This window comes from Ruegeria sp. YTSC003, assembly GCF_059609785.1.
On the sequence record NZ_JBXWMK010000005.1, the window covers coordinates 115,135 to 128,932 of the forward strand.

Annotated in this window: 14 protein-coding genes; 6 read left to right on the forward strand and 8 right to left on the reverse strand. The window is 57.8% G+C overall.

The features are described 5' to 3' along the window. Positions 1 to 36: 36 nt before the first annotated feature. The 6 genes from AC2FFH_RS11560 to AC2FFH_RS11585 form a co-directional block, all read right to left on the reverse strand. The gene (locus AC2FFH_RS11560; protein ID WP_496737205.1) at positions 37 to 966 is read right to left on the reverse strand and encodes an electron transfer flavoprotein subunit alpha/FixB family protein; all 930 of its coding nucleotides are present in this window, start codon (positions 964 to 966) and stop codon (positions 37 to 39) included. After that, positions 966 to 1,724, reverse strand: coding sequence for an electron transfer flavoprotein subunit beta/FixA family protein (locus tag AC2FFH_RS11565; RefSeq protein WP_058278923.1), 759 nt, complete (start codon positions 1,722 to 1,724; stop codon positions 966 to 968). Before AC2FFH_RS11565 ends, AC2FFH_RS11560 begins: the two co-directional genes overlap by 1 nt. 264 nt (positions 1,725 to 1,988) lie before the next feature. Next, a complete protein-coding gene (locus AC2FFH_RS11570) occupies positions 1,989 to 2,561 on the reverse strand; it encodes a cob(I)yrinic acid a,c-diamide adenosyltransferase (RefSeq protein ID WP_058278922.1) in 573 nt (190 codons plus the stop codon). Positions 2,562 to 2,564: 3 nt separating this feature from the next. Beyond that, entirely contained in the window at positions 2,565 to 2,765 is a 201-nt protein-coding gene (locus tag AC2FFH_RS11575) for a twin transmembrane helix small protein (protein ID WP_496740307.1), read from the reverse strand. A gap of 80 nt (positions 2,766 to 2,845) precedes the next feature. Next, positions 2,846 to 3,673, reverse strand: coding sequence for an SDR family NAD(P)-dependent oxidoreductase (locus tag AC2FFH_RS11580; RefSeq protein WP_496767163.1), 828 nt, complete (start codon positions 3,671 to 3,673; stop codon positions 2,846 to 2,848). Between the two features lie 69 nt (positions 3,674 to 3,742). Continuing rightward, positions 3,743 to 4,369 (reverse strand): SH3 domain-containing protein, encoded by a 627-nt coding sequence (locus AC2FFH_RS11585; RefSeq protein WP_496844443.1) that lies wholly within the window; start codon positions 4,367 to 4,369, stop codon positions 3,743 to 3,745. Positions 4,370 to 4,571: 202 nt separating this feature from the next. On the opposite strand from AC2FFH_RS11585, the gene AC2FFH_RS11590 reads away from it, so the two are divergent. From AC2FFH_RS11590 to tuf, 3 genes are all read left to right on the forward strand, one after another. After that, on the forward strand, positions 4,572 to 6,920 hold the full coding sequence (locus AC2FFH_RS11590; RefSeq protein ID WP_496767161.1) for a DNA topoisomerase IV subunit A: 2,349 nt from the start codon (positions 4,572 to 4,574) through the stop codon (positions 6,918 to 6,920). 97 nt (positions 6,921 to 7,017) lie between these two features. Beyond that, entirely contained in the window at positions 7,018 to 7,611 is a 594-nt protein-coding gene (locus AC2FFH_RS11595; protein WP_496740310.1) for a hypothetical protein, read from the forward strand. Between the two features lie 113 nt (positions 7,612 to 7,724). Then, positions 7,725 to 8,900 (forward strand): elongation factor Tu, encoded by a 1,176-nt coding sequence (tuf, locus tag AC2FFH_RS11600; protein ID WP_496767160.1) that lies wholly within the window; start codon positions 7,725 to 7,727, stop codon positions 8,898 to 8,900. 93 nt (positions 8,901 to 8,993) lie between these two features. Here tuf and AC2FFH_RS11605 read toward each other — a convergent pair whose 3' ends face one another. Continuing rightward, positions 8,994 to 9,335, reverse strand: a complete 342-nt coding sequence (locus AC2FFH_RS11605) for a RidA family protein (RefSeq protein WP_282120772.1) — start codon at positions 9,333 to 9,335, stop codon at positions 8,994 to 8,996. A gap of 474 nt (positions 9,336 to 9,809) precedes the next feature. Here AC2FFH_RS11605 and AC2FFH_RS11610 point away from each other — a divergent pair, with 474 nt between their 5' ends. Then, a complete protein-coding gene (locus AC2FFH_RS11610; RefSeq protein WP_496767159.1) occupies positions 9,810 to 11,117 on the forward strand; it encodes a tetratricopeptide repeat protein in 1,308 nt (435 codons plus the stop codon). A gap of 25 nt (positions 11,118 to 11,142) precedes the next feature. Here AC2FFH_RS11610 and rpe read toward each other — a convergent pair whose 3' ends face one another. Continuing rightward, the gene (rpe, locus tag AC2FFH_RS11615; RefSeq protein WP_282151891.1) at positions 11,143 to 11,832 is read right to left on the reverse strand and encodes a ribulose-phosphate 3-epimerase; all 690 of its coding nucleotides are present in this window, start codon (positions 11,830 to 11,832) and stop codon (positions 11,143 to 11,145) included. Positions 11,833 to 11,996: 164 nt separating this feature from the next. On the opposite strand from rpe, the gene phnC reads away from it, so the two are divergent. Both phnC and phnD read left to right on the forward strand, forming a co-directional pair. Next, on the forward strand, positions 11,997 to 12,818 hold the full coding sequence (phnC, locus tag AC2FFH_RS11620) for a phosphonate ABC transporter ATP-binding protein (RefSeq protein ID WP_496767158.1): 822 nt from the start codon (positions 11,997 to 11,999) through the stop codon (positions 12,816 to 12,818). A gap of 65 nt (positions 12,819 to 12,883) precedes the next feature. Then, complete coding sequence (gene phnD, locus AC2FFH_RS11625) at positions 12,884 to 13,786, forward strand: phosphonate ABC transporter substrate-binding protein (protein WP_496767157.1); 903 nt, start codon at positions 12,884 to 12,886, stop codon at positions 13,784 to 13,786. Positions 13,787 to 13,798: the final 12 nt, after the last annotated feature.

Here is a 13,798-nt window from a genome sequence, read left to right on the forward strand (position 1 = left end):
TTTCCAAAATTCGCGATGAAAAAGCTAGACCAGCGGTTAGCCGAGTTTCTCGGTCAGTTCAGGCACGGCCTGGAACAGATCTGCAACCAGTCCGAAATCCGCAACCTGGAAGATCGGCGCTTCTTCGTCCTTGTTGATCGCAACGATGACTTTCGAGTCTTTCATACCAGCCAAGTGTTGAATCGCGCCCGAGATGCCGATCGCGACATACAGATCGGGTGCAACAACCTTACCGGTCTGACCGACCTGCCAGTCGTTCGGTGCATAGCCCGAGTCCACGGCGGCGCGCGATGCGCCAACAGCGGCGCCTAGCTTGTCAGCAAGACCTTCAATCAGTTTGAAGTCCTCTTCCGAGCCGACACCACGGCCGCCCGAGACAACAACGCCAGCCGAAGTCAGTTCCGGACGGTCGCTTGCGGCAACCTTGTCCTCGACCCACGAAGACAGGCCCGGGTTTTCGCCGACTGAGATGGTCTCGACAGCGGCCGAGCCGCCTTCGCCAGCCGCGTCAAAGGACGCGGTACGGAAGGTGACGACTTTCTTGGCGTCGTTCGATTTGACGGTCTGGATCGCGTTGCCCGCGTAGATCGGACGCTCAAAAGTCGAGCCGTCAACCACGCCGGATGCATCCGAGATCACCATCGCGTCCAGCAGGGCTGCAACGCGCGGCATCACGTTCTTGGCGTCGGTGGTGGCAGGCGCAACGATGTGCTCGTAACCATCAGCCAGACCCACGATCAGGGCCGCGGTCGATTCAGCCAGGCGGTGACCCAGCGACGCGTCTTCGGCAACCAGTACCTTGGACACACCGTCGATCTTGGCGGCGGCCTCACCGGCAGCAGCGGCAGAACCGCCCGCGGCCAGAACGGTGATGTCACCCAGTGCCTTTGCGGCAGTGACAGCCTTGGCGGTGGCGTCCATCGCCAGTTCGCCGTTGTTGACTTCTGCGAGAAGAAGAACAGCCATTACACAGCCCCCGCTTCTTTGAGTTTCTCGACCAGCTCATCAACCGAGCCGACGACGATACCAGCAGCACGTGCCGGCGGCTCTTCGGTTTTGACAACTTCCAAACGCGGTGTGACGTCGACGCCGTAATCGGCGGCGGTTTTCTCGTCCAGCGGCTTTTTCTTCGCCTTCATAATGTTCGGCAGAGACGCATAGCGCGGCTCGTTCAAGCGCAGGTCAACAGTGACGATGGTCGGCATCTTGACGCTGATGGTCTGCAGGCCGCCGTCTACTTCACGGGTGATCTTGGCGCTGTCGCCTTCGATGTCCAGCTCGGACGCGAAGGTGCCTTGCGACCAGCCCAGCAGGGCCGACAGCATCTGACCGGTAGCGTTCATGTCGTTGTCGATCGCTTGCTTACCAGCCAAAACGATGCCGGGTTGCTCTTCCTCGACCACTTTGGCCAGGATCTTGGCAACGGCCAGCGGTTCGATGTCTTGATGGACGTCATCGGCGGCAACAACCAGAATGGCGCGGTCAGCGCCCATGGCCAGTGCGGTGCGCAGGGTTTCCTGCGATTGCTTGACGCCAATCGAAACCGCAACGATTTCGTCAGCCTTGCCTGCTTCTTTCAGGCGAATCGCTTCTTCCACAGCGATTTCGTCGAACGGGTTCATCGACATTTTGACATTGGCGAGATCAACACCGCTACCGTCCGCTTTCACGCGAACTTTCACATTATAGTCAATCACGCGTTTGACAGGCACGAGTACCTTCATTTTGCGCTTGCTCCTCACAAAAAACGGTAAGCCGCGAAGCGACTCCACCAATGCTCTCGGGGGACTGAATAGCGTCTCAGTTCACGCTGCAACAGGGCAAAATCGTCACGTCATGAACTTGAGACGTCGCGTTTCATGTATTTTGACGCAACGGCGTGAAATTTTATTGCTTTGGTGGCCGGTGCCAGAGCTTTGGGCCCCACCCGTTTGGCTGGAGATTTGCTTTGTTGGTCGGTGCAGGGTTCGCCGGATCCCGCGTCGCCTTCAGCGGTTCGCGCCTGGTACCCACAAAACGTCCGCAGTGCCGTTTTCGTTGGCGCAGCGGGCGGCGACAAAAAACCAGTCACTCAGACGGTTGAGGTATTTTACCGCGACTGCATTCACGGGTTCCATGTTGGTCAGCTCGACCGCCAGACGTTCGGCGCGGCGGGATACGGTTCTGCAGACATGCAGATTCGCTGCCAGACGCGACCCGCCGGGCAAGATGAAGCTGCGCAGCGGCTCTAGCGTTTCGTTCATCACGTCAATCTCCGCCTCCAACCGATCGATCTGAGATGCAACGATGCGCAGGGGCGGGTAGTCCGCCTCGGCGTCTTTTTCCATGTCGGGGCGACAGAAATCTGCGCCCAGATCGAACAGGTCGTTTTGAATGCGCGCCAGGGCGGCATCGACGTCGCCTTCCGCCTCGGTCCGAGCAACGCCAACAAAAGCGTTCAGTTCGTCAACGGTCCCATACGCGGCCACGCGACCAGAATACTTGGCGACCCGTTCGCCGTTGCCCAGCGCAGTTTTTCCATCATCGCCGGTGCGGGTGTAAATCTTGTTCAGAACGACCATTTATTAAACTCCTTGTCCGCGCAGGTAGACGTAGAGCACGATCAGCACCACGGCAATGAACTGGAACAGGATGCGAAGGCGCATCATCTTGTTGCTTTTCATCGCAGCAGCTTTGCCGCTTTTGCCGAAATTGGAGATGCCGATCGCCAGCACGACGACGACCGCCGCCATGGCCAACAGCAAAATGACCATCAAAAGGTCCATAAGCACACCGTCCGCGTTTCTTGTTTCGTTAGGCTATCATCTAGCCTCATGTACATGAAAAGCGAACGGGTAATTTCGCCTCAGACGTCCGACAGAATGCGGTCGATGGTGCGGGTGGGCAAAAGGCGGCGCAGATACCCGGCGATGTAGGTTGGCGTGGTGACATAGTAGCGCGCGCGCGGCCTTTTTGATCCAACCGCATGGGCCAGCTTGTCGGTCACCGCTGATGCAGGCAGTTCGAAACGATCCGGGCCTGAGGATTCGTACAGTCTTTTCAACAGAGAAGCCTCGTATTTTTCGCGCAGGGCCGAGTTCTCCCAGTTGATGAAACGTTCAAAGAAGGGGATCGAATTCTCGCGGATTTTCGACGTGATTGGGCCGGGTTCGATCAGAATGGCCTTGATGTTCGTTCCGGCAAGTTCCAGACGCAGCGTGTCGGTAAGGCCTTCAATGGCATATTTTGTGGCGACATATGCGCCGCGCCATGGAAAGGCCACCAGGCCCAGAACCGACGAATTCTGAACGATTCGCCCATGTCCTTGCGCGCGCATGACTGGAATCACCAGCCGTGTCAGTTCATGCCAGCCAAAAAAGTTGGCCTCGAATATCACACGGAGCCCTTCGGTCGGCAGATCTTCAACTGCGCCGGGCAAGCCGTGCGCTCCGTTGTTGAACAGCGCATCCAGCGTACCTCCGGTGGCCTCAAGCACTTCGGTCAGGCCTGATGCGATACTTGCGGCGTCGGTATAGTCGATGCGCGGGCTTTCAAAGCCTTGCGCGCGCAGCCGGTCGCAATCACGCTGCTGGCGGCAGGATGCAAAGACACGCCAGCCGCGCGCACGCATACCGTGTGCCGCGTCCAGGCCGATGCCGGACGAGCAGCCGGTGATAAGAATGGTTTTCTGCATGATCTTCCTGACCTTCAATTCAGGCCAAAGCTATTGCGAGGTGAGGGTCAGGACAATGACGGTGCAGCGTCAGTTTTGAATTTTTCGAACCAGTGAGGCTGAAATCCAACCGACCTGTTGCGCGGGTAACACGCGCAGGCGCAGCCAGCCGGTTCCGGAATCGCTCAGCACCTCGACTTTCTGTCCGATGGCCGCTTTGCCGACAATTGGGTAAATGGTACCGGGTCCATCGCGCATGTTCACCCGCGTTCCCGAGATTTCGCGGATGTCTTTTTCAGGTTCGGGAATCGCCGCAGCCTCTGATGTTTCCGGCAGGGGCGCTTCATCGATCTGACGCAAACCCGCTACGCCGTCTTCCAGCGAAGCAAGCGTGATGTTTGCGCTCTGATCATCGAACACCGAAATGCCGGACAAAGACTGAAGGCTGGCTGGTTCGGCCACGATCTGCACGATCTCTTCGGTTTCAGGTTGGGGTTGTGCGCGCACCGTCGGTGCCCGAACGGCCACATTGGTCACAAGCTCTTCGGTCACAAGCTCTTCAACCCGAGCGGGTGCTACTGCTGCAGGTTGGGATACAGAGGCAACGCGCACAGGTTGATCGCTCCGCAAGCCGCGCGGTTCGAAATTTGGTCCACCGCTCATAACGTAAAAACACCAGCCAAGTGCAGTGAAAGTCAGAATAATAAGGCGCGTCATGGCGCATCCCCCAGGTCAATCGTTAGGTACAAGAAATCGGCAGCAGGCTAATGAAGACAGCCTACCATATTTCGGGGTCCGAGTCGAAAACCGGGGGAATTCCGGGACTTGTCTCCCCCTGTTGCAAAAAGCGCGACTTGTCCCCAGCAAAATCTAAGCTGATTGCTTTACCCGCGCGCGCTTGCGGCGTATCACATCATATATGAACGATACGATCGACGACCCCAATATGGAGGCCCCCGACAATGGGGGCGAGGTAGCTGAACCGCTGCGCCGCGCGATCGGCGAACGCTATCTGACCTATGCGCTGTCCACCATCATGCACCGGGCATTGCCTGATGCGCGCGATGGGCTGAAGCCTGTGCACAGGCGAATCCTCTATGCGATGCGCGAGCTTCGACTCAGTGCAACGGGCGGGTTCCGCAAATCCGCCAAGATTTCCGGCGACGTGATGGGTAACTATCACCCGCATGGCGATGCCGCGATCTACGACGCGATGGCGCGTCTGGCGCAGGATTTCAACGTCCGTTACCCACTGGTCGATGGCCAGGGGAACTTCGGCAACATCGACGGTGATAACCCGGCGGCCTCGCGATACACCGAAGCGCGGATGACCATCGTGGCCGAAGCCCTGCTGGAAGGGTTGAACGAAGACGCGGTCGATTTCCGCGACAACTATGATGGCACGCTAAGCGAACCGGTCGTGCTGCCTGCGCAGTTCCCGAATCTGTTGGCTAATGGCTCCAGCGGCATCGCGGTTGGCATGGCGACGAATATTCCGCCGCATAACATCTCAGAGCTCTGCGACGCCTGTCTGCATCTGATCAAGACGCCGGATGCGCGCGATGACACACTATTGAACTATGTTCCCGGTCCGGATTTTCCGACCGGAGGTGTGATCGTTGAGCCACCCGAGAACATCGCGCAGGCCTACCGCACCGGACGAGGATCGTTCCGTCTTCGCTGTAAGTTCGAGGTTGAAGATCTGGGTCGGGGTCAATGGCAGATCGTTGTCACCGAGATTCCGTATCAGGTTCAGAAATCCAAGCTGATCGAAAAGATCGCCGAGCTGATCCAGACCAAGAAAATCCCGATCCTCGCCGATGTGCGCGACGAATCCGCCGATGATATCCGCCTGATCCTTGAACCACGGTCCAAGAATGTGGACCCCGAGGTGTTGATGGGGATGCTCTATCGCAACTCTGATCTTGAGGTTCGGTTTAGCCTGAACATGAACGTGCTGATCGACGGGGTGACGCCCAAGGTCTGCTCGATGAAGGAAGTGCTGCGCGCTTTCCTTGATCACCGGCAAGAAGTGTTGCTGCGCCGCTCGCGTCACCGTATGGCCAAGATCGACCACCGGTTGGAGGTGTTGGAAGGCTTTATCGTCGCTTTCCTGAACCTGGATCGGTTGATCGACATCATCCGCTACGACGACGACCCCAAAGCCGCGTTGATGCGCGAGGATTGGGGCATCGACCATATCCGCGCCACCAGCGAGGCGGACTATGTGTCGCCCAAGCCGGGCGAGGGCGAATTGTCCGAGGTTCAGGTCGATGCGATCCTCAACATGCGCCTACGCAGCTTGCGCCGTCTGGAAGAGATGGAACTGGTTCGTGAGCGCGACGCATTGATGTTGGAACGCGCCAATCTCGAAGACCTGCTGGCCGACCCGGCCCTGCAATGGGCCAAAATCGCCGAGCAGTTGAAAGAGACCAAGAAGACCTTTGGCAAAGACTATGAAGGTGGCGCGCGCCGAACCCAATTCGCCGAAGCCGGGCAGGTTGAAGAAGTGCCGCTTGAGGCAATGATCGACAAAGAACCGATCACGGTTGTCTGCTCTCAGATGGGCTGGATTCGCGCTATGACCGGTCACATCGACCTTAAGCGCGAGTTAAAGTTCAAGGACGGCGACGGCCCGCGTTTCATATTCCACGCTGAGACGACTGACCGCTTGTTGGTGTTTGCCTCGAACGGACGATTCTACACGCTCAGCGCCGCCAATCTGCCGGGTGGGCGCGGTATGGGCGAACCGCTGCGCCTGATGGTCGATCTGCCGAATGAGGCACAGATCATCGACATCCTGATCCACAAGCCAGGGCGCAAGCTGTTGGTGGCGTCAGACGCGGGTAACGGTTTCATGGTGCCCGAAGATGACGTGTTGGCCCAGACCCGCAACGGTAAGCAGGTGCTGAACGTCAAAGCTGACGAGACGGCGATGATCTGTAAGCCCGTATCGGGCGATCACGTCGCGGTTGTGTCGCAGAACGGCAAGTTCTTGGTGTTCCCAGTGGAAGAGCTGCCCGAAATGGGTCGCGGTAAGGGCGTACGTCTGCAGAAATACAACATGGCGCGCGGTCGGCAGGGCACACTGGAACTGGATGGTGGCCTGTCCGACATCACCACCTTCAATTGGGAAGAGGGCCTGAAATGGTCCATGGGTGGCGACAAGACCCGGCACGAGGCGGACATGTCACAGTGGCTGGCCAAACGGGCCAGCGTTGGGAAAAAAGCGCCTTATGGTTTCCCACGCGACTATAAATTTTCGTGAGTAAGCGCGCTTGCAAGTGGATTTCTGCCGATACGGCATGGCACAAGCGGTATCGTTGCGCTAGATCAAAGAAAAACAGGCATATCGAGACGAGAAAATGTTGCGAGCTTTGACCCTGATTACCGGACTGGCCCTGATGGGCGCGTGCACGCAGACACAGGTTTACGAAGAGCCTGAATCGCTGGGCGAATTCAAACTGCGCGTCAACTACGCATTTGCCGAAAAGGCCCGGCAGGGGCCGGTGTCGCGGGATGCGACGCCCAAAGAGTGGGAAGACGCCATTCAGAACGCCGTGAATATTCGGCTTGGCCGATATGAGGGCGCTCAGGAATACGACATTGGGATCAGCCTGGAAGGCTACATGTTGGCACCTCCGGGTGTGCCCGTGATCTACAATCCCAAAAGCACGGCAATTGTCCTGGTTAACGTCTATGACGTGCGCAAAAAAGAGTTCCTGGCCAAAGGAAAACAGTTTCAGGTGCTAGAAGACACGACCGGTGAAAGTGCACTCACGGGATCTGGTCACTCGCGCACCAGAGAAGAGCAAATGGATGGCCTGGCGCTCAAGGTTGCCGATCGTGTCGAGGAATGGCTTGCCGAGGAACACAAGGACAATGGCTGGTTTGACCGGCGCCCGGACTTGATCCAGCCGCTGGATTCCGTCGAGGTCACCCAAAATCCGGCGTCTTAACCAGCTTTTCACGCAGGATGTGCTTGATTTTCCCCTTTGAACCAAATATCTCGCGCGCGCAGATGTAACCACGGGACTAAGGGTCCCCCAAATCGCAAAAGGGCGCCTGAGGAATGGCAAAGGAAAAGTTTGAGCGTAATAAGCCGCACGTCAACATCGGCACGATTGGCCACGTTGACCACGGCAAGACCACGCTGACCGCAGCAATCACCAAGTATTTCGGTGACTTCAAAGCGTATGACCAGATTGACGGCGCGCCTGAAGAAAAAGCACGTGGCATCACCATCTCGACCGCCCACGTGGAATACGAGACCGACAACCGCCACTACGCGCACGTCGACTGCCCCGGCCACGCCGACTACGTCAAGAACATGATCACCGGTGCCGCTCAGATGGACGGCGCGATCCTGGTTGTGAACGCAGCTGACGGCCCGATGCCGCAGACCCGCGAGCACATCCTGCTGGGCCGCCAGGTTGGCATCCCGAAGATGGTCGTGTTCATGAACAAAGTTGACCAGGTTGACGACGAAGAGCTGCTGGAACTGGTTGAGATGGAAGTTCGCGAACTGCTGTCCAGCTACGAATACCCCGGCGACGACATTCCGATCATCGCAGGTTCGGCTCTGGCGGCGATGGAAGGCAACAAGCCGGAAATCGGCGAAGAGAAGATCCGCGAACTGATGGCGGCTGTTGATGATTACATCGACACCCCTGAGCGTGAAGTTGACAAGCCGTTCCTGATGCCGGTCGAGGACGTGTTCTCGATCTCGGGTCGTGGTACCGTTGTTACGGGTCGTGTCGAGCGTGGCGTGATCAACGTTGGCGACGAGATCGAAATCGTCGGCATCCGCGACACTCAGAAAACCACCTGTACCGGTGTTGAAATGTTCCGCAAGCTGCTGGATCGCGGTGAAGCGGGCGACAACATCGGCGCCCTGCTGCGCGGTATCGACCGTGAAGGCGTTGAGCGTGGTCAGGTTCTGTGTAAGCCGGGTTCGGTTACACCGCACACCAAGTTCGAAGCCGAAGCCTACATCCTGACCAAGGAAGAAGGCGGTCGTCACACTCCGTTCTTCGCGAACTACCGTCCGCAGTTCTACTTCCGTACAACTGACGTGACCGGCACTGTGACCCTGGCAGCTGGCACTGAGATGGTTATGCCCGGCGACAACGTTGGCTTCACCGTCGAGCTGATCGCACCGATCGCGATGGAAGACGGTCTGCGTTTCGCCATCCGCGAAGGCGGCCGCACCGTCGGTGCCGGCGTCGTCTCGAAAATCATCGAGTAAGTCGCACCAGCGAATATCCAAAGAAAGGGCGTCCCTCGGGACGCCCTTTTTTTGCATTCCTGCTATGGTCAGCGCGCCTTGCGCGGAAAGGAATTAGTCGTAGGCCGCGTCGACGATGAATTCCACCTTTAGCTCGGCGCGGGCCAATTTGGCCTCGCCGCAAGCCCGCGCGGGGGCGTGGCCCTTTGGAACCCAGGCATTCCAGACCTCGTTCAATCCGGCAAAATCTTTCATGTCCGCCAGCCAGATCGTCACGCGCAGCATCTTTTCGCGCGATGAGCCAGCCTGTTCGAGAAGGGCGTCAATCTTCTCGAGGCAAATCCGGACTTGTTCCTGAATAGTCTCGCCCTCGGCGACTTGCCCGGTCAGGTAGGCCACTCCGTTGTGTTTCACAATTTTTGAGGACCGTTCGCCGGTGTCGATGCGTTCAATCATGGGGGTATTCTCGTTTTTTAGTGTCGGATACGGTCGTTCATGGTCACAATCCACCCTGTATGGCAAACGGAAACCGTTTGAGTGCGTTTCAGAGAAATTTAATACGCAGAAAAAAACGTGATCAGAAAGCGCGTGGACCTATCTCGCATTCGTGCCGCCTCGAGTGCTTGTCTTTGCCACCTTCCGTTCAAACGCGCACAGGCTTTTCCATCCCGGCGCTGAGTGGCCTCGGCGTGGATTGTAGAAGCCGTTGATACCGAAAACAAAATTGCCAGCGCCAACCCCGCAGCCCTTCCGTATGTTCTCTGAAAATCTGCAGGCGATTACTTTCGGCACACAGGCGAAGTATTTGGCCGCGTCAACCGGGGCGGCCTTTTTCTTTTCACAATTGTCAGTATTCTGGCGGCAGACATTCAGATTTTCGGTAACATGATAAAATCGTTAACTAAATTCACCGGGTTTTCCCTAACAGCAATGATCGCAGTCGCTGGCGTAGGGCAGGCCAAGCCTTTGCTTACGAATTCACAGGAAACCTATGTTTCCGCCTGCCTGGATCAGAGTGACACGCCAGAGCGTATCATCGAAATCTGCCAACACGGGCTGGGTGGTGTCGGTGCGTCTGATCGGCAGCGTATTGAGATGTTGGATAAGCTGGCATGGGCCTATTATGATCTCGATGATATGGATCAGGCCGATGACGCGTTTGCCGAAATTCTGGCCTTGAATCCCGATGCCGAGCTTGGGCTGCAGGGGCGGGCGTGGGTGCATTACAATCGCGATTATTACGCGGCTGCGAGTGCGTTGTTTAGGCAAGCCGTATCGCGCAAGCCCAATGCAAGCAACATGGCTGGTCTGGCCGCCAGCGCGCGCCGGGCCGGGCAGATGGATTTTGCCGATTTCGAAGAGATGATGCAAACCGCTCTGGCCTTGAACCCGGAATACACTTGGGCGATGCGGGAACTGGCCTGGAAATTGGTGGACCATCACCGGCAGGACGAAGCGCTGAGCCTGTTCAGAACCGCCAGCGAACTGGATCCATATGATCCATATGCGGAATACGGCGTCGCCTTTCTGTTGTCCGAGCAGAACGATTGGGAAGCTGCGTTTGACCACGTAAGTCGGGCATTGGAACTGAAGCCGGATTTCGTGACCGCATTATCGCGCCGGTCCCTTATCCTGCTGATGCTGGATCGGCCCAAACAGGCATTGAAAGATGCCGAAGCGGTGATTGAGGCCGAACCTGATGACACGGACGGCTACGTGCGAAAGGCGCGGGCGCTGTCAGACTTAGGCCAAAGATCACAGGCGCATGAGGTGTTGGAGCTGGCGGAAAGCCGGGTGGGACCGGGTAGTTATCTGCTTTATTGGCGGGCCAGCCTGTTGGCGGACGACCTCGAGTATGAAGCCGCTCTTTTCCACATTCGACGCAGTGTCGCGCTTGAGGGTGCCGACCGCTTTGACCACCGCCTGCATGCGGATATCGCGTTAGGGCTGGGGTACACGGATGAAGCCCGTGATGCCATTGATCAGGCGCTTGGTCTCTATCCCGATGGAGAGTTTGAGCAGTATTCGAATGCGCTGGTGCTGCTGGCCGAGGACAGGTTCGATGCAGCAGAAAGCATGTTCGATTCTGCCACCGCCGCAGGCCTGCACCAGGACTACCTTGGCGACTTTCTGGCCGCTTTGGTGGCCGAGGGGCGGTTCATGCAAGCGATCAAGATGCGTGCTCGGTACAAAAACCGCCAACCGGATGCGACAAGTGACGCGCAACGTTCGAACTAGCGCGTCACTTCTAATGCAGTGATGTTTACGAGGTCGCCGATTCCGCCGCGCTACGCACCGCTTTGATGTTTGCGCCGTAGACGTCCGGGTTATCGACCGAACCGCCCTTGAATACGGCTGAACCTGCGACCAGCACATCCGCACCAGCTGCGGCCACCAACGGGGCCGTCTTGGGGTCGACGCCACCGTCAATCTCGATATGGATCGGACGGTCTCCGATCATCGACCGCAGTTTGCGAATCTTGTTGGTCATGTCGATGAATTTCTGGCCGCCAAAACCGGGGTTCACTGTCATGACGCAAACCAGATCGGTCAGGTCTAGCAAGTGTTCAACCGCGTCGGCCGGGGTGCCGGGGTTCAACGCAACGCCCGCCTTCATGCCAGCGGCGCGAATCGCCTGCAAAGTACGGTGGGTATGGGCACCGGCCTCGACATGTGCAGTCAGGATATCGGCGCCTGCATCCGCGTAGGCCTGAATGTAGGGATCAACCGGCGTGATCATCAGATGCACGTCCATGACCGTTTTGACATGGGGGCGGAACGCTTTGACGGCGGGCGGGCCAAAGGTCAGGTTGGGCACAAAATGGCCGTCCATTACGTCGATATGGACCCAATCCGCCCCCTGGGCTTCGATGGCCTGAATCTCGGCACCAAAATTGGCGAAATCTGCGGACAGGATCGACGGGGCGATCTTGATGCTGCGGTCAAAGCTCATGAATGGCCTCATATGGATAGCGTGTTGGCACAGCGTATAGCGGCGATATGCGCCAATGGGTAGGCCCTCGGTACGCGGGGGCGTTTACAAAACTTTCACTGTGCCGACACAAAGCCGTTGAATCCCGCCTGTAGTTGGTCGCCAACACGAATTGGGGGTGGCACGTGCTGCGGATAGAAAAACTGACTAAACGCTTTGGCGACAACGTGGCCGTTGATGCCGCGACGCTGGACGTAGACAAGCCTTGCATGATTGGCATCATCGGGCGGTCCGGCGCGGGCAAGTCGACGTTGTTGCGGATGATCAACCGTCTGACGGATGCAAGCGACGGCGAGATCCTGTTTCAAGGCCGTGAAGTCACCAAGCTGAAAGGCCGTGACAAGCGCGCATGGCAGGCTGATTGCGCGATGATCTTTCAGCAATTCAACCTGGTGCCGCGTATGGATGTTGTTTCGAATGTGCTGCATGGCACATTGAATCGCCACTCGACTCTGGCGACCATGTTCAACTTGTTCCCGATGGAAGACATCCACCGGGCGATTGATATTCTGGACCGCCTCGGCATCGCCGCGCACGCGCCCAAACGCGCCGAGGCGCTTTCGGGCGGTCAGCAACAGCGCGTCGCCATCGCGCGCGCCCTGATGCAGGACCCTAAGATCATTCTGGCCGACGAACCCATCGCCTCGCTGGACCCGATGAACGCGCAGGTGGTGATGCAGGCGCTGCGCCGCATCCACGAAGAGGACGGCCGCACCGTCATCGCTAACCTGCATACGCTGGATACCGCCCGCCGCTATTGTGACCGCGTCGTCGGTATGCGCGATGGACGTATCGTTTTCGACGGGTTGCCCGAGCAACTGACAACTGGCGTGGCCCGCGAAATTTATGGCGCCGACGCCAGCTTCTCGGAAGAGGCAACTTCGACCCAGATCGAAACACTCGACGCGACCCAAAAAGCGCTGATGGAAGCCGAGGCGACCATCTAGGCCAGACCCAACCCTTTCATCGACCGGCCGATGAAAGGCCGGCGCATCAAACCGGAGAGAGACAGATGAAAAAACTGATTGCCGCCCTGGTGGCCACAACTGCGATGGCCGCGCCAGCCATGGCGCAAGAGATTTCCGAATTCCGCATTGGTATTCTGGGCGGAGAAAACGCACAGGACCGTCTGAGCAAGCAGGAATGCTTGCGCGAGCAGACTGAGGACCTGCTGGGCGTCGAGACCAAGCTGTTCGCGCCCGCCGATTACAACGGCGTAATTCAGGGGCTGCTTGGCGGCACCATCGACATGGCTTGGCTGGGTGCATCCGGTTACGCCAAAACCTACCTGAGCGATCCTGAAGCGGTTGAGCCTGTTCTGGTCAAGGTCAACACCGATGGCAGCTATGGCTACTATTCGATCGGATTTGCCCGCAAGGACAGCGGCATTGCCTCGTTGGAAGACATGAAGGACAAGACCTTTGGTTTCGGCGATCCCAATTCGACCTCGGGCTTCCTGATCCCGTCAATCGAAATTCCGCAGGCCACCGGCGCGACCATGACTTCGGGTGACTATTTTGGTGAAGTAAAATTCACCGGCGGCCATGAGCAGACCATCGTGGCAGTAAACAACGGTGACGTTGACGGCGGCGTGACATGGGCCGACGGTCTGGGAGATTGGGAAGACGGTTATCAGTCCGGCGCGCTGCGTCGTGCCGTGGATGCCGGTCTGGTCGACATGAACGATCTGATCGAAATCTGGAAATCGGCTCCGATCCCCGAAGGCCCATTCGTTCTGCGCACCGAGCTACCCGAAGACGTTAAAATCAAGATGACCGGCATGCTGGCCTCGATGAATTCGATTGATCCAGACTGCATGTACAACGTTCTGGGCGGTGAATCCAAAGGCCTTATGCCGATCACCCACGACGCCTACGAAATCATCATCGAAGCGCGCAAGCTGAAGTCCAACTAATCCTGCACCTCC